This is a genomic window from Marinococcus halotolerans DSM 16375, from assembly GCF_000420725.1.
GTDB classification, from domain to species: domain Bacteria; phylum Bacillota; class Bacilli; order Bacillales; family Marinococcaceae; genus Marinococcus; species Marinococcus halotolerans.
In genome coordinates this window covers 84,966-109,788 of sequence record NZ_ATVM01000004.1, presented here as the reverse complement: position 1 = coordinate 109,788, position 24,823 = coordinate 84,966, and the positions used below count along the sequence as shown (strand labels likewise).

The window sequence follows — 24,823 nt, the reverse complement described above, 5'->3', positions numbered from 1 at the left end:
AATATCCGGCGTCGGGAGGATCGATATGGGAGAGGCGATTAATATCACAACCGAATATATAACACTCGGCCAGTTCCTCAAAGAAGCTGGAATCATCGATACAGGTGGTATGGCGAAGTGGTTTCTCTCTGAATTCGCTGTAGAAGTGAATGGAGAAGAAGAAGCCCGCAGGGGAAGAAAGCTGTATCCAGGGGACGTAGTGGAAGTCGAAGAGAACGGAAGCTTCACTATCGGTACCGGCGAAGGATGAGCACAGGCCTGTGTATGTAAAAAACATTCGGCTCAAGCAGTATCGCAACTACAGCGATATTGCCTTGCAAATAGAGAACACTGTAAATGTTATTGTCGGGGAAAATGCCCAGGGAAAAACAAACCTGATGGAAGCTATTCATATGCTTGCTTTTGCGAAATCCCACCGGACTTCCAAAGACAAGGAGCTGATTGGCTGGAATCATGAATTTGCCCGCATTGAGGCTTCAGTAGAGCGGGAGCAGCGTCACGTTGATCTCGAAGTTATTCTTTCGGCCAAAGGAAAAAAAGTAAAAAAGAATGGCATCGAACAAAAAAAGCTAAGTGAATATATAGGCGCATGCAACGTCGTCATGTTTGCCCCGGAGGATTTAAATCTTGTAAAAGGCGGGCCGAATATGAGGCGGCGTTTTATTGATATGGAGATTGGGCAGATCAGCCCGGTGTATCTTCACGATCTTTCCAAGTACCAGCGCATTCTAAAGCAGCGCAATCAGCTGCTAAAGGGCATGTTTCCGGTGCCGAGCCGGGAGCAGGAGTTAACACTTGAGGTGATCGATGAACAATACATCGAAGCAGCCGTGAAAGTAATCCAGCGGCGTTACGGATTTTTGCAGCAGCTTGAAGGCTGGGCTTCAGAAATCCATACACGGATCACACAGGGCCGGGAGCAGCTTGAGCTGCAGTATGACCCATCTGCAAACATTCATGCGGAAATGGAAGCCTCAGCACTCGCTGAACAGCTTCGGGCAGAACTTGAGCGCCGCAGAGAAAATGAAATCCGCCGGGGACTGTCACTTGCAGGACCGCACCGGGATGAGATGAAGCTTCTGGTCAACGAAAGGGACGTACAGACATACGGCTCCCAGGGCCAGCAGCGGACCGCTGCCTTATCGTTAAAAATGGCAGAGATAGAGTTGATCCGTGCTTACGTAGGAGAATATCCCATCCTGTTGCTTGATGACGTACTCTCGGAACTCGATCAGCACCGCCAGTCTCATTTACTGGATGCGATCCAGGGAAAAGTACAGACCTTTGTTACAACAACAAGCATTGAAAGCATCAAGCACGAGACAATCGAGCGGGCAACCGTATTTACTGCCCGCCAGGGACAATTGGAAAAACAGTAGGTGGTGAATCACATTGTTTATACATTTAGGCGACGGCACCGTAATACGTTCAAAAGACGTCATAGCGATTTTAGACAGCAACAGCCAGGATTCTTCAAGCATCACAAGACAGTTCCTGCAGGCAGTGGAAAATGACGATAAAGAACAAATTGCAGACTCCGAAGCAAAATCCGTCGTGGTTACAAAAGAGAAGGTTTATTTCTCCCCTATTTCTTCGTTAACGCTGAAGCGCAGATCGCAGATTATTTCAGAATATGATGAATATCATGAAGAAATACAGTCAGCCAAAGAGGACTGAGCGTACAAAGAGATGAAAACGGCAGCAGGTATTTACGGACTACACGCGAGAATTGATCCCGCAGGAAGCGAAGGTGAACAGATTGTCGATGAACCAAAATTCATACGATGAAAATCAGATCCAGGTACTTGAAGGACTCGAAGCAGTCCGGAAACGTCCAGGCATGTATATCGGCTCTACAACGTCCAGAGGACTTCACCATCTAGTGTGGGAGATAGTTGATAACAGCATTGATGAAGCCATGGGCGGCTATTGTGACCAAATATATATTACGATTGAAAAAGATAACAGTATTACTGTAGAAGACAACGGCCGTGGTGTGCCTGTTGGTATGCACGAAAAAATGGGACGTCCGGCCGTAGAGGTTATTATGACCGTGCTCCACGCCGGCGGTAAATTTGGCGGCGGCGGCTATAAGGTTTCCGGCGGTCTTCACGGTGTGGGAGCAAGCGTGGTGAACGCTCTTTCCGAGACGCTTGATATCGAAGTGCACAGGGAAGGCGAAATCTATCAGCAGGCTTATCGCCGTGGTATCCCGCAGCACGACCTCGAAACAGTCGGCAAGACAGATAAGCGGGGCACAAAGATCCGTTTCAAACCGGATCCGGAGATTTTTGAAGAAACGACCGAGTTTGAATTTGAAACGCTTACGACGCGTGTGCGGGAGCTTGCGTTTCTTAACCGGGGACTCCATATTACGTGTACTGATAAACGTACGGAAGAAGAGCAGGTGCAGACCTACCATTACGAAGGCGGCATTGCTTCCTTTGTGGAATACCTGAATCGTCAGAAGGACACACTCCACAACGAACCGATTTTTCTTGAAGCGACCCGCAACGATATTCAGGTCGAAGTAGCCATGCAGTACAACAACGGGTATACAAGCAATGTATACTCATTTGCAAATAATATTAATACCCATGAAGGCGGCACCCACGAGTCGGGCTTCCGGACGGCACTCACAAGGGTTATTAACGACTATGCCCGCAGAAACAGCCTGTTTAAGGAAAACGATCCGAACTTAATCGGAGACGATGTGCGTGAAGGCCTCGTTGCGATTGTCAGCGTAAAAATTCCCGATCCGCAGTTTGAAGGGCAGACAAAAACAAAATTAGGAAACGGGGAAGCCCGTACCATTACAGATTCATTATTCTCGGAGCATTTTTCGAGGTTTATGAGCGAAAATCCGGATACGGCGAGGACGATCGTAGAAAAAGGACTAATGGCCTCAAGAGCCCGGGACGCTGCGAAAAAAGCCAGGGAATTAACCCGCCGTAAAAGTGCCCTTGAAGTCAGCTCGCTGCCGGGAAAACTGGCCGACTGCACCTCAAAGGATGCGGCAAGCAGTGAAGTATACATTGTCGAAGGGGATTCTGCCGGCGGTTCAGCCAAGCAGGGACGGGACCGGCATTTTCAGGCTATTCTGCCGCTGCGGGGAAAAATCCTGAACGTGGAAAAAGCGCGTCTGGATAAAATCCTCGCCAACAATGAGATCAGAACTATTATTACAGCTCTCGGAACGGGCATCGGCAATGAATTTGATATCGAAAAGGCCCGCTATCACCGCATTATTATTATGACGGATGCCGATGTGGACGGAGCCCATATCCGGACACTTCTGCTAACCTTCTTTTATCGTTATATGCGGCCGCTGCTTGAAAGAGGATATATTTATATTGCCCAGCCGCCTTTGTACAAGGTCCAGCAGGGCAAATACGTTCGCTATCTCTTTTTTGAGCGTGAACTTCAGCCGGCACTGGCCGAGCTTCCGGCGCAGCCAAAACCAAACCTTCAGCGCTATAAAGGGCTCGGGGAGATGAATCCGACCCAGCTTTGGGAAACGACCATGGATCCGGAGACAAGAACGACGATGCAGGTGACGCTTGAAGAAGCAATGGTGGCTGATGAAGTGTTTGAAACACTGATGGGAGATCACGTAGAGCCACGTCGTGACTTTATCCAGGAAAACGCGCATTACGTACAGAACCTCGACGTGTAAGAGCCGGCACTAAGGTAAACAAAGAAACCCCCGCGAAAGATTAAAGCGGGGGTTTCTATCGAATATAGCAGAAACAGGCACTTAAGCCTGCTGGAATAGAAAGTAGGAGGTTACTGCAATGGCAGAAAACGAATCCAGAGTCACGGAGATTGGTATTGGCGAGGAGATGCGCACCTCGTTTTTAGATTACGCGATGAGTGTTATCGTCAGCCGGGCCCTCCCGGACGTTCGTGACGGAATGAAGCCGGTGCACCGGCGTATTTTATTTGCAATGAGTGAACTCGGCATGACGCCTGAAAAACCGTTTCGGAAGTCGGCGCGTATCGTTGGTGACGTTATCGGTAAGTACCACCCGCACGGCGACTCCGCGGTTTATGAAACAATGGTGCGGATGGCACAGGATTTCAGCTACCGCCACCCAATCGTTAACGGACACGGGAACTTTGGTTCCGTGGACGGAGACGGGGCAGCGGCAATGCGTTACACCGAAGCAAAAATGTCGAAAATATCGCTTGAAATGGTCCGCGATATTAACAAAGATACCATTGATTATCAGGAAAACTATGACGGCAACGAGCGCGAGCCCGTGGTTCTGCCGGCGCGTTTCCCGAACCTGCTGGTCAACGGCACATCCGGCATTGCCGTAGGTATGGCTACCAATATTCCACCGCACCGTCTGGAAGAAGTTATTGATGGGGTGCTCGCCCTGAGTGAAGATCCTGATATTACGGTAGAAGAGCTGATGGACTATATTCCCGGGCCGGATTTTCCAACGGCTGCTTCCATTTTAGGACGTTCCGGTATCCGGAAGGCGTATCAGACGGGCAAAGGTTCAATTATCATTCGTTCGCACGCCTACATTGAAGAAGATAAAAAAGGCAAGGAAACAATCATCGTAGACGAGCTGCCGTATCAGGTGAACAAAGCCCGGCTGGTGGAGCGAATTGCAGAACTGGTGCGCGATAAAAAAATCGATGGTATTACTGATCTGCGCGACGAATCAGACCGTAACGGCATGCGGGTTGTCGTGGAAGTACGAAGAGATGCTAACGCCAATGTTATTTTAAATAACCTATACAAGCAGACGGCACTGCAGACGAGCTTTGGTATTAACATGCTGGCTCTTGTGAACGGCCAGCCGAAAGTGTTGAACCTTAAAGAATGTCTGTATCACTATCTCGAGCATCAAAAAGTAGTTATTAAGCGCCGGACTGCTTTCGAGCTTCGAAAAGCAGAGGCCCGTGCCCACATTGTGGAAGGTCTGCGGGTGGCACTTGATCATCTGGATGCGGTGATTGAACTGATCCGGGGATCGGAAACCACAGACATCGCAAGAAACGGTTTGATGGACAACTATGATTTGAGTGAAGATCAGGCCCAGGCTATTCTCGACATGCGGCTGCAGCGTTTAACCGGACTCGAAAGAGATAAGATTGAACAGGAATACCGGGAGCTGATGGAGCGCATCCGGGAGCTGAAAGAAATTTTAGCTAACGAGGAACGGGTGCTCGAGATTATCCGGGAAGAGCTTACCGAAGTGAAGGAAAAATTCGGTGACGACCGGAGGACCCGTCTTGAAGCCGGGGAGAATTCCATCGAAGATGAAGACCTTATTCCGCGGCAGGACGTAGTGGTCACTATCTCGCATCAGGGCTACATTAAACGTATGCCGATTGATACGTACCGGAGCCAGCGCCGCGGTGGGCGCGGGGTCCAGGGAATGGGTACAAATGAAGATGACTTTGTAGAGCATCTGCTGACAACCAATTCCCACCAGACAATCCTTTTCTTCACCAACAAAGGGAAAGTATACCGTTTGAAGGCTTATGAAATTCCTGAATTAAGCCGTACGGCTAAGGGGATTCCATTAATCAACCTGCTCCAGATCGATAAAGGGGAGTATATCAGCACCGTCATTCCGATCGAGGAATTCTCGGAAAACGCTTATCTTTTCTTCCTGACGAAAAAAGGAATTTCGAAAAGAACCGTTCTCTCTGCCTTCTCGAACATCCGTAAAGGCGGCCTGTTCGCTATTAACGTCCGGGAGGACGATGAGCTTCACGGCGTGCGGCTTACCTCCGGAAATGATTCCTTAATTATCGGCACAAAGCAGGGAATGTCCATTCACTTCGGCGAAGAGGACGTACGCTCGATGGGACGTACTGCTTCAGGAGTCAAGGCGATCTCGCTTCGTGCTGATGACGAAGTAGTAGGTATGGACATTGCGGTAGAAAATGAAATGATTTTAATGGTAACAAACAAAGGGTACGGAAAGCTTACCTCCATCGAGGAATTCAGCAGGCAGAACCGCGGCGGCAAAGGGTTAAAGGCGATTAAACTCACAAGCCGCACAGGAGAGCTTGCAGCGATGCGTTCGGTACCGTTGGACATTGATCTGATGGTGATGACTATTCACGGGGTCGTTATCCGCATGCAGGTAGATGACGTTTCAAGACTCGGCCGGTACGCTCAGGGCGTGCGCCTTATCCGCCTTGATAAAGGCGAAGCCGTGTCCACAGTAGCCCCTGTCATTGAACACGAAGCCACCGAAGAAGAAAATGTGCCAGCAGAATTAGATGAAGAATAGCTTAAGTCCCGGCCGTATTTTAAACGGCCGGGCTTTTTTTGTGTGAAAATGGAATTTTATTCTAAAATTATCCATTAAAACAGCGAAAGTAGTGGTATTTTTTAAGGAAAATAGTAAAATATAATTATTATCTCAGGAAGAATGGAGGAGTCTCCATGCGAATACATATTAATCAGGCAGTACCTGGATGCGTGTTGGTGAACGATATCTATGCCGTGAATGAAACGCCGGTGGTCAAAAAACAAACGGCGCTGACAGAGCATTTAGTCGATATCATCAAACAGTTTCTTGTGGAGTATATTGAAGTAAAGCCGGTGCTCGTCAACGGGGATCCCTTTTCTCCCGCTGAAGAGGCTGAGACAGCCACCGAGCGTCGGCAGCCGGTATTTGAAGACGTGTATGATACAGCGGTGGAAGCTCACGAAGCCATGTGGCATTCCTGGACAGCCGGAGCTCCCATCGAAATGAAAAAAGCACGGGCGGTTATTGCTCCCCTGCTCGAGGATATCGAAGGAAACGCTTCTCTCATATTTACAAGCTATCAGTTTGCAGAGCAGGAAAAGTATGAGAGTCATCATGCGGTATCAGTGGCGCTGCTTGCTGCGCTGCTGGCTAAAAAGCACGGCTGCAGCCAGAAGGAATGGCTTGGAGCGGCGCTTGCCGGTCTCTTGTGTGACGCTTCTCTCGCCAGAGTTTCTGCCGCAGAGCGGCAGAAGGCAAAAAAGCATCCGATTCAGAGCTACCAGATGGCAAAGGCTACCGGGGTGCTCAGCGATGAGGTATTGCTGGCTATTTTGCAGCACCATGAACGTGAAGACGGAAGCGGTTATCCACTCGGGATGAAAGGCGGCAAAATATATGTACTGAGCAGTATTGTAGCAGCAGCGGACATGTATCACTCCATGGCAGGCGAACGATTGGAGAATGAGGGAAAATCTGCTTTTCATGCAATGCGTGAGCTCACAATGCAATCGTTTGGAAAGCTTCCTCCCGCCGTAGTTGAAACATTAACAGAGCAGTTCATTACTGTAATGACCGGAAAGAAGGTGCAGCTTGCCGACGGCAGCTCTGCTTCTATTGTGCACCTGGACCGCCGTGATATAGAATATCCGCTGGTCCAGCTTGATAAAGACGGGCAGGTCATCCAGCTAAATGAAAAGTCAGCCATCCACCATGTGATCTAGCATGGTGGATACATTTTTGAAATCCTTTACATAATTATTAGCGTCTGTTTATAAATTTTCGGAAAAATAAAACATATTCCTTTTACTTCTGAGACTGGCCCAAACGTGATAAGATATTAGAAATAAATATAGTTACAGGCAGCAGGGCAGTGAGAAATCCTGTAAAATCACCCATTTTGAAGGAGGAAGATTCGTGCGAGCAGATAAGTTTTCCCAAGAAGGTCTAACGTTTGATGACGTTTTATTGTTACCGGCAAGATCTGATATTCATCCAAGGGATGTATCAGTACGGACATCGTTAACCGATAAGCTTCCTTTAAATATTCCTGTTGTAAGTGCTGGAATGGACACAGTGACAGAAGCAGATATGGCGATTGCGATGGCACGGGCCGGCGGTCTTGGCATAGTGCATAAAAATATGTCTATTGAAGCTCAGGCAGAAATGGTGGACCAGGTGAAGCGTTCAGAAAGCGGAGTTATTACGAATCCTTTCTTTCTTCATCCGGACCATCAGGTGTTCGATGCAGAACATCTCATGGGGAAATACCGCATTTCCGGTGTACCGATCGTGGACGAGAACCAAAAGCTGGTGGGGATCATTACGAACCGTGACCTCCGCTTTATCGAAGATTATTCGATCGGGATCAAGGAAGTGATGACGGCCAACAACCTCGTTACAGCACCGGTGGGAACCACGCTTGAGGAAGCGGAGGATGTACTGCAGAAACACAGGATTGAAAAGCTTCCCCTTGTAGAAAAGGACGGCACGCTGAAGGGTCTTATTACGATTAAAGATATCGAAAAGGTAATCGAATTCCCTCATTCGGCAAAGGACAGCCAGGGAAGACTGCTCGTCGGAGCGGCTGTCGGAGTCAGTGCCGATACGGATAAACGTGTAGAAGCTCTCGTTAAAGCAGAAGCCGATGCAATTGTGATCGATACGGCCCACGGGCATTCCAAAGGCGTACTTGATAAAATTGCAGAAATCCGCAACAATTATCCTGATGTTGTACTGATAGTTGGCAACGTAGCCACAGCTGAAGGAACAAGAGATTTAATCGAGGCAGGAGCCGATATTGTAAAAGTCGGCATCGGTCCAGGCTCGATATGTACAACCCGTGTAGTAGCCGGTGTGGGGGTTCCGCAAATCACCGCTGTATACGAGTGTGCAGAAGAAGCGGATAAGCATAATGTACCGATTATTGCCGACGGCGGCATCAAATATTCCGGCGATATCGCCAAAGCTTTGGCTTCCGGTGCCCATGCGGTCATGCTCGGCAGCCTGCTTGCAGGAGTGACAGAAAGCCCTGGAGAACGTGAAATTTATCAGGGCCGTCAGTTTAAAGTCTACCGCGGCATGGGCTCGATGAGCGCTATGGAGCAGGGAAGCAAGGACCGTTATTTCCAGGAAAACAGCCAAAAGCTTGTGCCAGAAGGCATTGAGGGCCGTATTCCTTATAAAGGTCCACTAAAGGATACGATTCATCAGCTGCTTGGCGGCTTGAGGGCCGGCATGGGCTACTGCGGTACCCCGACGATCTCATCCTTGCGTGAAGATGCCCGCTTCGTACGGATTACCAACGCCGGGCTGCGGGAAAGCCACCCTCACGACGTGCAGATTACAAAAGAAGCACCAAACTATTCTTCCTAAAAAGACGGGGGCCGGCGGCTCCCTTCTTTTTTATGCCAACAGATATTTCCCGGGAAATATCCCTGGACGTTGCCGGGTGCGGGCAGTTTTATAAAAGGAACAATGGCAGGTATGTTTTAAAATGGGGCTGTGGTAAAATGTGCGATAGCAAAACACCACGGAGGTGCAGAGATTGAGGAGAAATAAGTTGAAAACAGCAGGTATTTCCTGCGTGGCGGCTGCAGCTATCTGGACGTTCGGCAGCACGCCGGCTCAAGCGGCAGAGCCTGACATAGAAGCAAGCGCTTCTATTATGATAGATGCAGATACAGGGCAGGTAGTTTATGAAGACAATACCGGTGAACTGCTTTCGGCAGCCAGCATGTCCAAAATGATGACAGAATACATAGTAAACAAAGCAATTGAAGACGGGGACATCAGCTGGAGTGATGAAGTAGCAATCAGCGATAAAGTCCGCGAACTTTCTCTTCAGACAAATTTATCAAACGTGCCTCTTCGTCAGGACGAAACCTATACCGTCGAAGAGCTCTACGAGGCTATGGCCATTTACTCTGCGAATGGTGCAACAATAGCTTTGGCAGAACATATTGAAGGCAGTGAGGCAGCTTTTGCCGACCGGATGAATCAGCAGGCCGGAGAGCTTGGCATGGAGAATTATGAATTCGTGAACGCGACCGGGCTGAATAATTCCACGATGATGGGCTACGCTCCGGAGGGCAGCGAAGAAAATGCAGAAAACATGATGTCGGCAAACGATACTGCCCTTTTGGCTTATCATCTTTTGGATAAGTACCCTGAAGTGCTGGATGTGGCAGGTATGCCGAAAAAAACATTTAAGGAAGGCACTGAAGAACCAATCGATATGATTAACTGGAATAAAATGCTTCCAGGGTTCGAACAGGAGTACGAAGGAGTGGATGGCCTGAAGACAGGTACCACTGATCTGGCGGGAAATGCTTTTACCGGGACGATTGAACAGAACGGCAACAGATATATATCGGTAGTGATGAACGCAGAAACGAAGATGTCGCGTTTTACAGAAACGGCTAAATTATACGATTACGCTGAACGTGAGCTTGAAAGCCGGGCCCTCGTGGAAAAAGGAGCAGAAGTCGATGGAGAGTCCTCCATTGAAATCGAAGGCGGACAGGAAGAAAGCATAGATGTGACAGCTGGAGAAGAGCTGGAGCTGATTTCGTCGGAAGAAATAGAACCGGAATATGAATTGGCTGTCTCCAAAAATGAAGCTCCGATTGAAAAAGGGGAAGAAGTCGGGACAGTGGTTGTTACCAACAGCGAAGCCTCGTATGTGCAGAACGGGGCTAGTCGCACAGAAGTACCTTTGATAGCTGGTGAAGCAGTGGAGGAGCGCGGGTGGTTTGGAAATATTGTGCAGAGCGTCAGCAACCTTTTCAGCAGGGTCTGACACGCAGCGGCTGGAAATAAAATCCGGCAGAAACGCTTTTTCATCTGCAAACAAGATGCTTTATCCGGGCATAGTATAGTGTTACAATAGGGCTACTGATTGTTATTATTACACCGCAAAAATCGGTGGCAAAAGATAGAATAATGGAGCTGGAGGGCTGAAGTATGGCAGAGAGAGGAACAGACCGCGTTAAAAGAGGCATGGCGGAAATGCAAAAGGGCGGCGTTATTATGGACGTCGTTAACGGAGAACAGGCGAAAATCGCCGAAGAGGCAGGAGCAGTAGCTGTTATGGCACTGGAACGGGTGCCGTCAGATATCCGTGCTGCCGGCGGCGTAGCCCGCATGGCAGATCCTACCATTGTTCAGGAAGTGATGGACGCTGTATCGATTCCTGTAATGGCAAAGGCCCGTATCGGCCATATTGTGGAAGCCCGGGTGCTCGAATCGCTAGGCGCTGATTATATTGATGAAAGCGAAGTGCTTACACCGGCGGACGATGTGTATCACATGGATAAATCAGAGTACACAGTGCCATTTGTGTGCGGAGCCCGCGATCTTGGTGAAGCGACCCGCCGGATTGGGGAAGGAGCTTCCATGCTGCGTACAAAAGGGGAGCCGGGCACCGGCAACATTGTGGAAGCAGTACGCCATATGCGTTTGATCCAGTCTCAAATCCGCAAGGTGATCGGCCTGTCGAAGGACGAATTAATGACAGAAGCGAAAAATCTTGGTGCGCCGTACGAACTGCTGCTTCAAATTCGCGACAGAGGCCGCCTTCCAGTCGTTAACTTTGCAGCAGGCGGCATAGCAACACCAGCTGACGCTGCTTTAATGATGCAGCTTGGCGCCGACGGCGTATTCGTAGGCTCCGGCATATTTAAGTCCGAATATCCGGATAAATTTGCCCGGGCCATCGTAGAAGCTACCACTCACTATGAAGATTATGAGCTGATCGCTAAGCTGTCCAAAGGACTGGGGACTGCAATGACTGGTATGGATATTTCCCAGCTTGAAGGCTTCGACCGAATGCAGGACCGCAGCCAGTAATATAAATACAGGGGGTTTTTACTCATGATGAAAATCGGCGTTTTAGCTCTTCAAGGCGCTGTTCGTGAACATGCCAAAAGTTTAGAGGCCCCTGATACGGAAGTTATTATCGTAAAACGGCCGGAACAGCTTGAAGAAATCGATGGTTTGGTCTTTCCAGGCGGCGAAAGCACGACGATGCGGCGGCTGGTGGAAAAATATCAATTTTTCGAACCGCTGCAGGCATTTGCTAAAGCAGGAAAGCCCATATTTGGCACATGTGCCGGTTTGATTTTAATGGCAACCGACGTGGTAGGCGAGCCGGAAGGCCATCTCGAACTGATGGACATGACGGTTCAGCGTAATGCGTTCGGACGCCAGCGTGAAAGCTTTGAAACCGAGCTTTCCATTCGCGGAGTCGCAGATGATGTCGAAGCAGTATTTATCCGGGCCCCGTTGATTACGGAAGTTGGACAGGATGTCGAAGTGCTTGCAGAATATAAAGATGAAATCGTGGTGGCACGGCAGGATCATCTGCTTTCCTGCTCCTTTCATCCGGAGCTGACGAACGACCGCAGATTTCATCAGTATTTCGTACAGATGGTACGAGAAGCACAGACGGCAGTAAATGTGTAAAGATAATCGCGTTGATGGACAATAGTACTTTTGTATTTTTCTTCAGAGAGTCGGTGGCTGGTGTGAACCGATGAAAAGGCGAAAGGAATCCCGTCCGGAGTAAAACAGTGAACTTAAGTAGCTGTTTTCGGCTCGTCCCCGTTAATGGATGAGAGAAAAAGCCGGCAGTAACGTTTACTGCAACAAGGGTGGCAACGCGGGAAATTAAAGTCTCGTCCCTGATTCACAGGGGCGGGGCTTTTTTATAATATATAAACAGCTACTATTATGAAGGAGGCATCACCTATGCTGGACCCTAAACGATTGCGAAATGATTTTGATGCAGTAAAAGAGCAGCTTTCAAAACGAAACGAAGATATCAGCGAACTGGATTCCTTTGAAGAACTCGACCGCGAACGCAGGGAGCTGATCCAGGAGACAGAGGAGTTAAAACAGCGGCGCAACACCGTGTCCGATGAAATCGCAGCTAAAAAGAAAAATAAAGAAGATGCAGATGAACTGATTACGGAAATGCGGGAAGTATCAGGCAGGGTCAAAAAACTGGATGAGCAAATCCGTGAAAAAGATGAGCGTCTGCAGCAGATTCTGCTTTCCATTCCAAATGTTCCACATGAAACAGTTCCGGTCGGTGAAGATGAATCGGATAACGAAGAGGTAAGAGCCTGGGGAGAAACACCAGTGTTTGATTTTGCCCTAAAGCCGCACTGGGACCTTGGTGTGGAATTGAATATGCTTGATGCTGAGCGGGCTGCAAAAGTAACCGGAAGCCGGTTCATGTTTTATAAAGGAGCCGGGGCCCGTCTTGAACGGGCGCTGATCCAGTTTATGATGGATCTGCACAGCGATGAGCACGGCTATGAAGAATTGATCCCTCCGTATATGGTAAACCGTGACAGCATGACCGGCACCGGCCAGCTGCCAAAATTTGAGGAGGATGCTTTTCAAATCCGGGAAGAGGATTATTTTCTTGTACCAACGGCAGAAGTGCCTGTCACAAATATGCACCGCGAAGAGATTCTCGCAGGAAAAGAACTGCCAAAAGCCTATACGGCTTTCAGTGCGTGTTTCCGCTCTGAAGCAGGATCTGCAGGACGTGACACTCGCGGCTTAATCCGCCAACACCAGTTTAATAAAGTGGAGCTTGTACGCTTTACAGCGCCGGAGGATTCCTATGAAGAGCTTGAAACATTAACCGGCCATGCGGAGAAAGTACTGCAGCTGCTTGAGCTTCCGTATCGTGTCATGAATATGTGCACGGGAGATTTAGGCTTTACAGCAGCGAAAAAATACGACATCGAAGTATGGCTTCCGAGTTATGAAGATTATAAAGAAATTTCGTCCTGCAGTAATTTCGAGGATTTCCAGGCCAGGCGCGCGAATATCCGCTTCAAGCGGGACCGCGACGCGAAGACGGAATTTGTGCACACGCTAAACGGTTCAGGGCTTGCACTGGGACGAACAGTGGCAGCGATCATGGAAAACCATCAGCAGGAGGACGGCAGCATTAAGATTCCTGAAGTGCTGCGTGGTTATATGGGCAACAAAGAATATATTACAGCAAAATAAGCAGGCTTTGATAAAACTCTGGGCGCTTTAGGCGGCCAGAGTTTTTTATAGTTATGCAAAATACTTTCGAGGGAGCGATTGTAATGAAAGCGATTACATTGTAATATGGTAAGTGGCTCCGAGCTGTTTTTCGAATCATATAGCGTTATATAATCTTACAAAAAAATTCATAAAATTCTTTCACGAATATTGCAATAATAAGAACAATTACTTATAATTACGTTAATCCACCCGGGGAATTGTTACGAAATTACTAATGTGAACTGTGGTTGTTTCGGTGATTCGTAATAAAGGATGCAAGGTCATCAAGGTGAGAATGGGAAAAAGAGAAGGGATGCCAATGAGCGTTTCATTAGATCAGGTAGATATGTCGATACTCGGGTATCTGCAGGCTAACGGCAAAGAATCATACAGTGAAATTGCGCGCTGCCTGGGAGTGAGTGAGGGGACTGTTCGTTCAAGAATTAACAAAATGCTCCGGCATAATGTCTTTGAATTTATCATACATACCAATCCGAACAAAATCGGGCTCGATGTGCAGACGATTATCGGGCTCAGCACAAAGCTCGGAATGCAGGACGAAATTGCGAGTAAGCTCCAGCGTTTTTCCGAAGTAAGGTTTGTCGGTGCTTTCTCTGGTAATCACGATTTAATTTTACAGGCTTATTTTAGAAATAACGAGGATTTAGTGAATTTTGTTAACAGAGATTTAGCACAGATTGACGGAATTTTGAACGCTGATGTGAATGTGGAATTAAAGCAGTATAAGGATTCATTCTCTTATTTAACTCCTGAATGAAGATAAACATTAAAGGTGGTGGTACCACAGGCGCTGATAAATCTGGCACAGTTTAATTAACTGCGTAGTATACAGCAAGCAGCAGAAGATCCAGGCCAATCAGTGAGGTTGTTTGAATGAAAAGCACACGGAAAAAAGAAGTCTGAACGACCTCGGACGGTGCAAGCCGTTGTTCCCAGCCTTGAGTTGAAGGTCTGGAGGGGGCGAGGCGGTGAGCCACTTTTCGAAAGCTGTGGGTAATGGCATCAAAAAATCCTCCGCGCATTACAAACGCTGCAATGAAAACGATTAGATAAAACAGACCTACATAAAACACATAATTGATCATATTCAGCAGCCCAAAGGCCGGAGAAAAAATGAACAACAGCAGGCCGGCAGCTATTAAATTAGCGGTAAATACGGAGAAATTCAGCTTCCAATGCATAGACGGGGCTCCTTCGGGAAATTTATAACGCCCATTATTATAGCACAACTCCTGCCCGTCGCTGAACGAAATACTTCATTTACGAATAATTGCCCTGTGGGCAAAAACATTAATGCTTTTCGTATAGACAAAGCGAATAAATTTTCATTTTCGCAAAAAATTAAAAAATTAATGAAAATATTCGCAATATCTTGTATACTTTGTAAATACAGAGATAACAGAAATTTTACACAATAAAATATCGAAAGTTTTGGGGGAGGTCAACATATCTTATGAAAAAGACAAAAATGACAGTATTAGCTTCTGCACTAACAGCAAGCACAGTGCTCGCAGCGTGTTCCGGCGGCGGGGGCGGAGAGTCCGGCGGAGACGGCGGCAACGGCGGTGGTGATGGAGGCGGTGAAGGCCAGGCAAGCGGCGAGCAGGTTATCAATATCTCACAGTCGGGTGATATTCCTTCTATGGATCCTTCACTAACTACAGACCAATTTGGCATTCAATGGACAGGGGAAACTTATGAAGGATTGTACCGCCTTGGAGAGAATGCAGAAATTACTGACGGTGTTGCTACAGGAGACCCCGAAATTAGTGAAGATGGTACGACTTGGACTTTTAATCTTCGGGAAGACTCTACATGGACAAATGGAGACCCTGTAACAGCCGAGGATTTCGTTTATTCCTGGCAGCGTGCCGTGGATCCCGAGACAGCTTCTGAATACGGCCCTTATATGATGGGGGGCGTCATCGAAAATGCGACTGCGATTAGCGAAGGCGAAATGGATCCGAGTGAGCTTGGAGTAGAAGCAGTAGATGAACATACATTAGAAGTTTCTCTTGAAAAACAAACACCGTATTTCGAATCTTTGACTACGTTCCCGACCTTTTATCCTTTGAATGAAGAGTTTGTTGAAGAGCAGGGCGATGAATATGCTCTTGACCCTGAAAATATGCTTACTAACGGTCCATTTACAATGGAAGAATGGAATTCCGGCGATAGTATGAAGTATGTAAAGAATGAAGATTACTGGGATGCAGACACTGTACAGTTGGAAGAAATCAATGTACAGGTAGTCAAAGAACCATCTACGGGAACGAATCTGTATGAAACCGGTGAACTCGATCGTACTGAGCTCACATCAGAATTCGTGGATGAATACAGCACTGAACAGGACTACCGGGCAGTGGAACAGCCAACATCATGGTATATTAAGATGAATCAGGAAAATGAAATTCTCGAGAACGAGAACACGCGTAAAGCCATCCAGATGGCCGTGAACAAAGAAGACTTAACAGAAACTATTCTTAATAATGGCTCAATGCCGCTAGGCGGATTGATGCCGGGTAACTTCGTCTTCAGCCCTGAAGGAGAAGAGGATTTCCGCGAAGTAAACGGCAACCTCTCGGCGACTGATAAAGAGCAGGCGCAGGAGCTCTGGGCGCAGGGTCTTGAAGAAATTGGCGCCGATAGCGCAGAATTGGGCTACCTCACAGGTGATACGGAATCAGCTCAGAATATTAGCGCTTACGTCAAAGAACAATTAGAGGGTACACTTGATGGACTTACTGTAAATGTGCAGCAGGTACCGTTCCAAGAGCGTCTTGACCGTGACACGAACATGGATTATGACCTGTTAATGTCCGGCTGGGGTCCTGACTATGTGGATCCGAACACATTCATGAACCTGTTTGTTACAGACAGCGGCAACAACCATACCGGGTATTCTAGCGAAGAGTATGATTCTTTGATCGAAGAAGCAAACAATGAATTGGCTGATCAGCCGCAGGAGCGTTGGGACAATTTCCTTGAAGCAGAAAAGCTTCTAATTGAAGAAGATGCAGTAATTGCTCCAATGTACCAGGAGGCTCAGGCTTATCTCTGGAATCCGGCACTGCAGGGAGTTATCGTAAACTCCGCCGGTCCTGATTTTGAATATAAATGGGCTTACATGAACGAAGATGCTACAGAAGAATAAAAACTAAATAAAATAATATTTTCAGGGGGCAAGAGAGTATATCCATAATAATTGGCTTATACTCTCTTTTCCCTTGTGTATAAATCTAAAAGGGTTACCCCACGAATAAACATCACGACATTTACAAGGAGGAAAAATGTATGGCACGTTATATTGCCACAAGAATCGTATACATGGCGATTACTTTGTTTATTATCGCGAGTGTTACATTCTTTTTAATGAAATTGATGCCTGGAACGCCATTAAGCTCGGCCGACCGGCTTTCAGAATCCCAGCAGCAGATTGTGCTGGAACAGTATGGGCTGGATAAGCCGGTGCCGCTTCAATATGTAGATTATATGCTCGGGCTTGTGCAGGGGAACTTAGGTATCTCTTTTCAGTTCGACAACCGGGAAGTAACCGAAATCCTTGGAAACCGTATCGGGCCTTCTTTGCAGCTGGGTATTCAGGCGCTTTTCATTGGTTCGGTTTTAGGAGCTCTTTTAGGACTAGTGGCAGCTATTTTTCATAACGGTATTTTAGACTTTGGTTCTACCCTGCTTGCCGTTATCGGAACGTCTATTCCCTCCTTTATTTTTGCAGGGCTGCTTCAATACTTTTTAGGTGTTCAATGGCAGTTATTCCCGGTCGCTACGTGGGGCACATTCGCTCATACAATTATGCCGACGATCGCGTTACTGATATTTCCTATGGCCATCTGCGCGAGGTTTATGCGTACAGAAATGCTGGAGGTTCTAAACAAAGATTATATTACTACGGCAAGAGCTAAAGGTATTGGCTGGTCAGCAGTTATTTTCAAGCACGGACTGCGTAACGCCCTGATCCCTTTAATTACGATTTTGGGGCCGCTTGCAGTAAGTCTTTTAACAGGAACGCTTGTTATCGAGCAGATTTTTGCGGTGCCGGGTATTGGGGAACAGTTTGTCACGGCTGTAACGACAAACGATTACCCAATGATTATGGGCACAACGCTATTTTTTAGTTTCTTATTTGTTCTTATTATTTTAATCATCGATATTCTTTACGGCATCATAGATCCTAGAATCCGCCTGGATGGAGGGAAGTAAAAGTTATGCAGCACGAAAACGATAAAGAGAAAAAATATGACAAAGAACTATTCTCTCCAGCTGATGTACGGGAAGATGATATGGAGCAGATTAACCGCCCGAGCCGGACATTCTGGCAGGATGCTTTCCGGGCACTGCGTAAAAACGTAGCGGCGATGATTTCTTTAATAGCATTATTACTCATCGTATTTTTTGCTATCTTTGGTCCAATGATGAATGAATATACGCCAAGAGAACAGGATTTGTCACGATCGAATTTACCACCGAAGGTTCCTGTGCTTGAAAATATCGGCTGGCTGGGCATGGACGGCCAGGAGACATACGTTTTTGAAAATATTACAGCAGAGCAGGCTCAAACAAATGCCGAGAGCCGGTTTGGCAACGAAGATTATGTTCAATACGAAACATTAAGCGAAGGTGATGGCTCTGTAGGCTCGGCTCAGGTGCAGGTTAATGTGGACAGCTATGCGGAAGCCGGAGTAGAAGAAAACAATTTTTGGTTCGGAACGGACCGGTTAGGAAGAGACCAATGGACAAGAACATGGGACGGAACAAGGGTTTCTCTTTTTATTGCCCTTATTGCGACTTTGCTTGATTTGTTTATCGGTGTCGCTTATGGCGGTATTTCTGGTTTCTTTGGCGGTAAGACGGATAATATTTTACAACGTCTTTTGGAGATACTTTCCGGCATACCGAACCTTGTCATTTTAATCCTTATGATTGTCGTTCTCGATCCGGGGATTCTCTCCATATCGCTTGCGATTGCGATTACCGGTTGGATCGGCATGTCGCGTATTGTCCGGGGAGAAATCCTAAAGCTGAAAAACGAAGAATTTGTGCTCGCTTCCCAGACACTTGGGCTATCAAATTCCAAAGTAATCACCAAGCACCTTGTGCCTAATACCATGGGCTTGATTATCATCAACACAATGTTTACGATTCCGAATGCGATTTTCTTTGAAGCTTTTCTAAGTTTCATCGGCTTAGGGCTGCAGCCTCCGAACGCTTCACTCGGGGTGTTGATTGATAGTGGCTTTGATGCTCTGCAGACTACGCCGCACGTATTAATATTCCCGGCCGTCGTGCTGTCGGTGTTAATGATTGCCTTTAACATTCTGGCTGACGGTATGCGTGATGCTTTTGATCCGAAGATGCGCGATTAGAATGTGGGAGGAACGAACATGAGTAATGAAACCATTTTAGAAGTGAAAAATTTAAGTGTTTCCTTTAAAACACCGAACGGCGAGGTTCAGGCTGTAAGAGATGTCAGCTTTTCGGTCGGAAAAGGGGAAACTCTGGCGATCGTGGGCGAGTCCGGATCGGGCAAATCGGTAACGACAAAGGCGCTGATGGGCCTGCTTCCGGCACCAAAAGGGTATATTAAGAACGGCAACATTCTGTATGGGGATGAGGATTTTGCCAAGCTGAGCGATAAACAGATGACCAAATACCGCGGCAAGGATTTTGCGATGATTTTCCAGGATCCAATGACCTCCCTGAACCCGACGATGAAGGTAGGAACGCAGGTGATGGAAGGACTGCGGATGCACCGGGGCATGAACAAAGAGGAAGCAAAGAAGGAAGCGGTGCGGCTGCTGGAGCTGGTCCGGATCCCGGATGCGAAGGCAAGAATGGATCAGTATCCGCACCAGTTTTCCGGCGGTATGCGCCAGCGGGTGGTAATTGCTATTGCACTTGCCTGCGACCCGAAGGTATTAATTGCCGACGAGCCGACCACAGCACTCGATGTAACGATTCAGGCGCAGATTCTCGATATTATGAAAGATATCCAGGAAGAGTTTGAAACCTCGATCATTTTCATTACGCACGACCTGGGTGTTGTCGCAAATGTGGCAGACCGGGTGGCAGTCATGTATGCCGGTAAAATTGTAGAAATCGGCTCTGTTGATGAACTCTTTTATAATCCTAAGCACCCTTATACATGGGGGCTGCTTGGCTCCATGCCGACGGTGGATCAGCGTGAGGAAGAATTGTTTGCCATTCCGGGAACGCCTCCGGATCTGCTTCATCCGCCCAAAGGAGATGCTTTTGCTCCCCGGAACCGGTACGCTTTAAAAATTGATTACGAAGAGCAGCCGCCGATGTTTCAGGTCTCAGAAACGCATTATGCAGCAACATGGCTGCTGCATGAAAACTCACCGGACGTACAACCACCCGCCTCAGTACAGCAGCGCATTGAGGAGATGGACGGGAAATGGGAGGCAGGACAGTAGATATGAGCGATGAGAAATTATTGGAAATCAAAAATCTGAGTCAGCACTTTAAAACAGGCAGAAAGAGTCTCGTTCGGGCAGTAGATGGCTTAAATTTTGACATATACAAAGGGGAAACGTTCGGCCTTGTAGGAGAGTCAGGCTGCGGAAAGTCAACGACTGGGCGCTCAATCATCCGCCTGTATGAAGCGACAAGCGGCGAGGTTTTGTTCAAGGGAGAAAATGTTCAGGGGAAAAAATCCAAGGCGGAGCTGAAAAAGTTTAACCGCCAGATGCAGATGATTTTCCAGGATCCGTATTCCTCGTTGAACCCGCGGATGAAGGTCATTGACATTATCGCAGAAGGCATCGACATTCACGGTCTGGCAAAGGATAAAGAAGAACGCCGCCAGCGCGTATACGAGCTGCTCGAAACGGTGGGGCTGAGCCGGGAGCACGCGGAGCGCTACCCGCACGAATTCAGCGGAGGCCAGCGTCAGCGGATCGGGATTGCGCGTGCACTGGCTGTGAAGCCGGAATTTATTATTGCCGACGAACCTATTTCGGCACTCGATGTGTCGATTCAGGCGCAGGTTGTCAACTTAATGAAAAAGCTTCAGCGTGAAGAGGATTTAACGTACTTGTTTATTGCCCACGACTTGTCCATGGTAAAATACATCAGCGACCGTATCGGTGTTATGTATTTCGGCCGGCTGGTAGAGCTTGCTTCGAGTGAAGAGCTGTACAGAAATCCACTGCACCCGTACACGAAATCACTTTTATCCGCGATTCCACAGCCGGATCCGGTCCACGAGCGCACAAGACGCCGGCTTGCTTATAAGCCGGAGGATCATGATCAGAGCGAAGAGCCTGAATTCCGGGAAGTAACGAAGGATCACTACGTGCTGTGCACAAGTAAAGAATTTGAAGAAATGCACCAGCAGGCACCGGTATGAATTATATCTCCCCGTTCCGTAAGCCGTAGAGGGACGGGGAAATTTTCTTTCTGTATGGGTTGATCAACGGTTGGGCCTGTGCTATGATTATCGTTGTCAGTCACCAAGCTACATATTTTCAGCACGGAGGAGTACCCAAGTCTGGCTGAAGGGAGCGGTCTTGAAAACCGCCAGGGGCTTTGCGGCCCGCGGGGGTTCGAATCCCTCCTCCTCCGCCATTAATTTACCAGTGAGAACTGCCCCAGACGGCAGTTTTTTTTAACGCCACTATCCGTTACGAGTGAAAAGAGGGCAGACGGTGATGGATCTACATACATATTGGATGCAGGAAGCCATCCGCGAAGCAGAGCAGGCAGAAGCAGCAGGAGAAGTGCCAATTGGTGCGGTCATCGTTTATCAAAATGAAGTGATCGGATGGGGACGGAACAGGCGGGAGGAAGATCAGCAGGCCTGTGCTCATGCTGAGATGATTGCCATTCAGGAGGCGTGTACATTTTTAAACAGCTGGCGGCTTGAGGAATGTACGCTTTACGTTACGCTTGAGCCGTGTCCGATGTGCGCGGGAGCTATTGTGCAGTCCCGGGTGCCTTCTGTCGTTTTTGGAGCGTATGACCCCAAGGCAGGCTGCGCCGGGACGCTGATGAACCTGCTTCAGGAGGAACGCTTTAATCACCGCTGTAACGTCGTCCCCGAAGTTGAAAGCGCCGCCTGTGCACACCTTCTTACTTCATTTTTCCGGCAAATGAGAGATAAGAAAAAGAATAGTAGGAAAGAAAATGGGGAATAGCTCTACAGCCGTTTAATTCTATTTGGAATATAGAAGCAGACCGTGCTATATTTAACAAAATTATTGAATAAACAGGGGGTTTTCCAGTGCGTTCAAATCAATTTACCGTGGAAACGGCGCAGAAGCTGTCTGAAAAGCTTAATGTCCCGGCGGAGCAAATCATGCATACACCGCCTCATCTGATTAAAGAAAAAATTGCCGAGTGGGAAGAAAAAGAAGTCGGTAAAAGTGGCTGTAAATTTATATCTGCTGATTGAACCTCATCGGTTGCATAATGCTGAAAAAATAGATATACTTATTAATGCGCTTCGATAAGAAGTGCCCAAATATAGTGAACCCATTTGCCGTGCTAAGTGGGGAGGTAGCGGTGCCCTGTACTTGCAATCCGCTATAGCAAGACCGAATCCCTTTCCGAGGCTTTATTTTTGTAGGGTCTGCCCTGCGTAAGTGGTGTTGACGTCCAGGTTCTGCGCAACGGAAACCCGCGAACCCTGTCAGGTCCGGAAGGAAGCAGCAGTAAGCGGACTCTTCCGTGTGCCGCAGAGCTGCCTGGACCGAGCAAACTGCGCAGGTAACGCTTATGAAAATATTGTCGAAGAAAGGTGCACGGCTCTATAAACATATCAGCTAAACGATTCCGTCTCAGGGGTCGTTTTATTTTTATATTCGCATCCCTCCTCAGGTTGTTTGAGTTTTGAAAATACCTTTATAAATAGGTATAATGAATAGAGGAAGAAACGGAAAAGAAGGGGGGAAACATGGTTGGGCCATCAAGCTTTATACCGGATGTGGCGGCCACAGCTGCTTGAAGACGTAGTGGGCCAGGAACATATTACAAAAACGCTTCAAAATGCCCTCGTGCAGGAAAAATTCTCCCATGCTTACTTATTCAGCGGTCCAAGAGGAACAGGAAAAACGAGTGCCGCTAAGATCTTCGCCAAAGCGATTAACTGTGTGCAGGCTCCGACAGCTGAACCATGTAACGAATGTGATGCCTGCAGAGGGATCATGGACGGTTCAGTCGTTGACGTGATAGAAATTGACGCCGCCTCCAATAACGGGGTGGATGAGATTCGTTATATCCGCGAAAACGTGATTGCCGCTCCGAGGGATATCCGTTATAAAGTGTATATTATCGATGAGGTGCACATGCTGTCGACCGGGGCCTTCAATGCGCTGCTGAAAACATTGGAAGAGCCTCCGAAGCATGCTGTTTTTGTTTTGGCGACCACGGAGCCGCACAAAATTCCGCTTACTATTGTTTCCCGCTGTCAGCGTTTTGATTTTAAACGTATCCAGCCGGAGACGCTGGTCGAACGCATGAAATATATACTAGGTGAGCAGCAGGAGTCGGCGGAGGAACAGGCGCTCTACCTGATTGCCCGGGCGGCTGAAGGTGGAATGAGAGATGCGCTCAGCCTGCTTGACCAGGCCATGTCGTTTGCTGAGGAAGCAGTCCGGGCAGAAGACGTGCTGGCGATCACCGGCGCCGTGTCGCAGCAGTTTTTGACAGATACTGTGCGTGCACTGAAGGAACAGAATACAGCCGAAGCAGTACAGGCAGCCGACCGCCTGGTAAAGGAAGGCAAAGACCCGGTTCGTTTTATGGAGGACATTATCTACTACCTCCGGGATATGCTGCTGCATCAGGCGGCTCCGGGCATGCAGGAGCTGTTGGACCGGGCCACGCTCGATCAGGAGTTTGAAGCCCTGTCTTCTGATGTGCCGGCAGAATGGATTTACCAGATGATTGATCAGTTAAATAAAATTCATCAGGACATGCGCTGGTCGAGCCATCCTAAAATCTTTCTGGAGGTGGCGTTGATTCAGTCCTGCCATACCTCTGCCAATAGTACTGCCCCGGCGGCAGAAAGCAGTGTTTCGGAGGACAGAACGGCGCGTCTGGAAAACCGTATTGCATCACTTGAAAAAGCGTTGAAAGAAAAACCGGCACAGCAGACAGCTCCGGTTCAGGAAGCGCCGGCAGCCGAAGAGCCTAATCCGGAGCCGGCCAGGCGCGCTCCCAAAAAAGGAGCTTCTTCTTCTCCGTCCCAGGGTAAAGTCAAAGAGATTCTAAAAACAGCGACGAAGCAGGACCTGCAGGATCTGGCCAACCAGTGGAACAGCGTGATGAACGCGATGCGGGCGAGAAGCGTGCCCGGTCATGCCTGGCTGAACAACTCCAAACCAGTGATTGTGAATGAGACAGCTGTGCTTTTAGCCTTCAAAAATGAAATGCACCGCAACATGATTGAAACAAAGTTCCAGCAGGAGGTTATCGACGCCCTTCGGGAAATCACGGGGAAAGAACTGGAGCCATACACGATCCTTTCGAATGAATGGGAAAGGATTAAGGAAGAGTATAAGCAGCATCAGCAGGAAAACGGTACAGAAGAAGCAGAAAGCGAAGAATCCGAAGCTCCGGAAGACTCGCAGGAAGAGCCGCCGGATCCGCTGGTGGATGAAGCAGTGAAGCGCTTCGGCTCTGAGTTTGTCGAAGTCGTGGATCACTAATATGAGGAGGAATTTATAATGAAAAACCAGGCAAATATGATGAAGCAGATGCAGAAAATGCAGAAGGATATGCAGAAGGCTCAGGAAGAGCTGAAGGAAAAATCAGTAGAAGCAACAGCTGGCGGCGGAGCGGTAAAAGTAGTAGCTTCCGGGGACAAGCAGATTTTAGACATTGAAATTGACGAAGATGTTGTCGATCCGGACGATGTGGAGATGCTTCAGGATCTCATGCTTGCAGCAATGAATGAAGCACTGAAAAAAGTGGATGAGCTCGTTGAGCAGGACATGGGGAAATTTACTAAAGGAATGAACATTCCCGGAATGTTCTAGGAGGAG

The 24,823-nt window shown here is 48.0% G+C and carries 22 protein-coding genes, 1 tRNA gene, 1 other RNA gene and 1 other annotated feature; of the genes, 23 read left to right on the top strand and 1 reads right to left on the bottom strand.

Going from position 1 to position 24,823, the window contains the following annotated elements; all coding sequences use genetic code 11:
* Positions 1-25: 25 nt before the first annotated feature.
* From yaaA to G548_RS0104390, 12 genes are all read left to right on the top strand, one after another.
* The gene (gene yaaA / locus G548_RS0104445; RefSeq protein WP_022792944.1) at positions 26-250 is read left to right on the top strand and encodes a S4 domain-containing protein YaaA; all 225 of its coding nucleotides are present in this window, start codon (positions 26-28) and stop codon (positions 248-250) included.
* 10 nt (positions 251-260) lie between these two features.
* A complete protein-coding gene (recF, locus tag G548_RS0104440; protein ID WP_022792943.1) occupies positions 261-1,379 on the top strand; it encodes a DNA replication/repair protein RecF in 1,119 nt (372 codons plus the stop codon).
* A 13-nt stretch (positions 1,380-1,392) separates the two neighbouring features.
* On the top strand, positions 1,393-1,677 hold the full coding sequence (remB, locus tag G548_RS0104435; protein WP_022792942.1) for an extracellular matrix regulator RemB: 285 nt from the start codon (positions 1,393-1,395) through the stop codon (positions 1,675-1,677).
* Between the two features lie 82 nt (positions 1,678-1,759).
* Entirely contained in the window at positions 1,760-3,676 is a 1,917-nt protein-coding gene (gyrB, locus tag G548_RS0104430; protein WP_027847201.1) for a DNA topoisomerase (ATP-hydrolyzing) subunit B, read from the top strand.
* A gap of 118 nt (positions 3,677-3,794) precedes the next feature.
* Complete coding sequence (gene gyrA, locus G548_RS0104425; RefSeq protein WP_022792940.1) at positions 3,795-6,263, top strand: DNA gyrase subunit A; 2,469 nt, start codon at positions 3,795-3,797, stop codon at positions 6,261-6,263.
* Positions 6,264-6,418: 155 nt separating this feature from the next.
* The gene (locus tag G548_RS0104420) at positions 6,419-7,447 is read left to right on the top strand and encodes an HD-GYP domain-containing protein (protein ID WP_022792939.1); all 1,029 of its coding nucleotides are present in this window, start codon (positions 6,419-6,421) and stop codon (positions 7,445-7,447) included.
* Positions 7,448-7,640: 193 nt separating this feature from the next.
* Positions 7,641-9,098: an IMP dehydrogenase gene (gene guaB / locus G548_RS0104415; protein WP_022792938.1), complete on the top strand. Its 1,458-nt coding sequence runs from the start codon at positions 7,641-7,643 to the stop codon at positions 9,096-9,098.
* A 187-nt stretch (positions 9,099-9,285) separates the two neighbouring features.
* Positions 9,286-10,524: a D-alanyl-D-alanine carboxypeptidase family protein gene (locus G548_RS17360; RefSeq protein WP_022792937.1), complete on the top strand. Its 1,239-nt coding sequence runs from the start codon at positions 9,286-9,288 to the stop codon at positions 10,522-10,524.
* Positions 10,525-10,688: 164 nt separating this feature from the next.
* A complete protein-coding gene (gene pdxS, locus G548_RS0104405) occupies positions 10,689-11,573 on the top strand; it encodes a pyridoxal 5'-phosphate synthase lyase subunit PdxS (protein ID WP_022792936.1) in 885 nt (294 codons plus the stop codon).
* A 24-nt stretch (positions 11,574-11,597) separates the two neighbouring features.
* The gene (gene pdxT, locus G548_RS0104400) at positions 11,598-12,188 is read left to right on the top strand and encodes a pyridoxal 5'-phosphate synthase glutaminase subunit PdxT (protein WP_022792935.1); all 591 of its coding nucleotides are present in this window, start codon (positions 11,598-11,600) and stop codon (positions 12,186-12,188) included.
* Between the two features lie 2 nt (positions 12,189-12,190).
* Positions 12,191-12,411 (top strand) — a binding site (T-box leader).
* A 62-nt stretch (positions 12,412-12,473) separates the two neighbouring features.
* Complete coding sequence (gene serS / locus G548_RS0104395) at positions 12,474-13,754, top strand: serine--tRNA ligase (protein ID WP_022792934.1); 1,281 nt, start codon at positions 12,474-12,476, stop codon at positions 13,752-13,754.
* Positions 13,755-14,094: 340 nt separating this feature from the next.
* On the top strand, positions 14,095-14,553 hold the full coding sequence (locus tag G548_RS0104390) for an Lrp/AsnC family transcriptional regulator (RefSeq protein WP_022792933.1): 459 nt from the start codon (positions 14,095-14,097) through the stop codon (positions 14,551-14,553).
* Between the two features lie 52 nt (positions 14,554-14,605).
* On the opposite strand, the gene G548_RS0104385 is transcribed toward G548_RS0104390, so the two are convergent.
* A complete protein-coding gene (locus G548_RS0104385) occupies positions 14,606-14,977 on the bottom strand; it encodes a DUF3899 domain-containing protein (RefSeq protein WP_022792932.1) in 372 nt (123 codons plus the stop codon).
* A 272-nt stretch (positions 14,978-15,249) separates the two neighbouring features.
* On the opposite strand from G548_RS0104385, the gene G548_RS0104380 reads away from it, so the two are divergent.
* From G548_RS0104380 to G548_RS0104335, 11 genes are all read left to right on the top strand, one after another.
* A complete protein-coding gene (locus tag G548_RS0104380) occupies positions 15,250-16,950 on the top strand; it encodes a peptide ABC transporter substrate-binding protein (protein ID WP_022792931.1) in 1,701 nt (566 codons plus the stop codon).
* Between the two features lie 140 nt (positions 16,951-17,090).
* Positions 17,091-18,017 (top strand): oligopeptide ABC transporter permease, encoded by a 927-nt coding sequence (gene opp3b, locus G548_RS0104375; protein ID WP_022792930.1) that lies wholly within the window; start codon positions 17,091-17,093, stop codon positions 18,015-18,017.
* Positions 18,018-18,022: 5 nt separating this feature from the next.
* On the top strand, positions 18,023-19,180 hold the full coding sequence (gene opp3C, locus G548_RS0104370; RefSeq protein ID WP_022792929.1) for an oligopeptide ABC transporter permease: 1,158 nt from the start codon (positions 18,023-18,025) through the stop codon (positions 19,178-19,180).
* Between the two features lie 18 nt (positions 19,181-19,198).
* Positions 19,199-20,251 (top strand): ABC transporter ATP-binding protein, encoded by a 1,053-nt coding sequence (locus tag G548_RS0104365; RefSeq protein WP_022792928.1) that lies wholly within the window; start codon positions 19,199-19,201, stop codon positions 20,249-20,251.
* Between the two features lie 2 nt (positions 20,252-20,253).
* Positions 20,254-21,186, top strand: coding sequence for an ABC transporter ATP-binding protein (locus G548_RS0104360; protein WP_027847200.1), 933 nt, complete (start codon positions 20,254-20,256; stop codon positions 21,184-21,186).
* A gap of 125 nt (positions 21,187-21,311) precedes the next feature.
* Positions 21,312-21,404: transfer RNA gene (locus G548_RS0104355), tRNA-Ser, on the top strand.
* An 83-nt stretch (positions 21,405-21,487) separates the two neighbouring features.
* Positions 21,488-21,973: a tRNA adenosine(34) deaminase TadA gene (gene tadA / locus G548_RS0104350; protein WP_022792926.1), complete on the top strand. Its 486-nt coding sequence runs from the start codon at positions 21,488-21,490 to the stop codon at positions 21,971-21,973.
* 86 nt (positions 21,974-22,059) lie between these two features.
* Entirely contained in the window at positions 22,060-22,230 is a 171-nt protein-coding gene (locus tag G548_RS18970; protein WP_022792925.1) for a YycC family protein, read from the top strand.
* 87 nt (positions 22,231-22,317) lie between these two features.
* Positions 22,318-22,583: signal recognition particle sRNA large type (ffs, locus tag G548_RS18965), an RNA gene on the top strand.
* A gap of 152 nt (positions 22,584-22,735) precedes the next feature.
* On the top strand, positions 22,736-24,487 hold the full coding sequence (dnaX, locus tag G548_RS0104340) for a DNA polymerase III subunit gamma/tau (protein ID WP_022792924.1): 1,752 nt from the start codon (positions 22,736-22,738) through the stop codon (positions 24,485-24,487).
* 18 nt (positions 24,488-24,505) lie between these two features.
* The gene (locus G548_RS0104335; protein WP_022792923.1) at positions 24,506-24,817 is read left to right on the top strand and encodes a YbaB/EbfC family nucleoid-associated protein; all 312 of its coding nucleotides are present in this window, start codon (positions 24,506-24,508) and stop codon (positions 24,815-24,817) included.
* Positions 24,818-24,823: the final 6 nt, after the last annotated feature.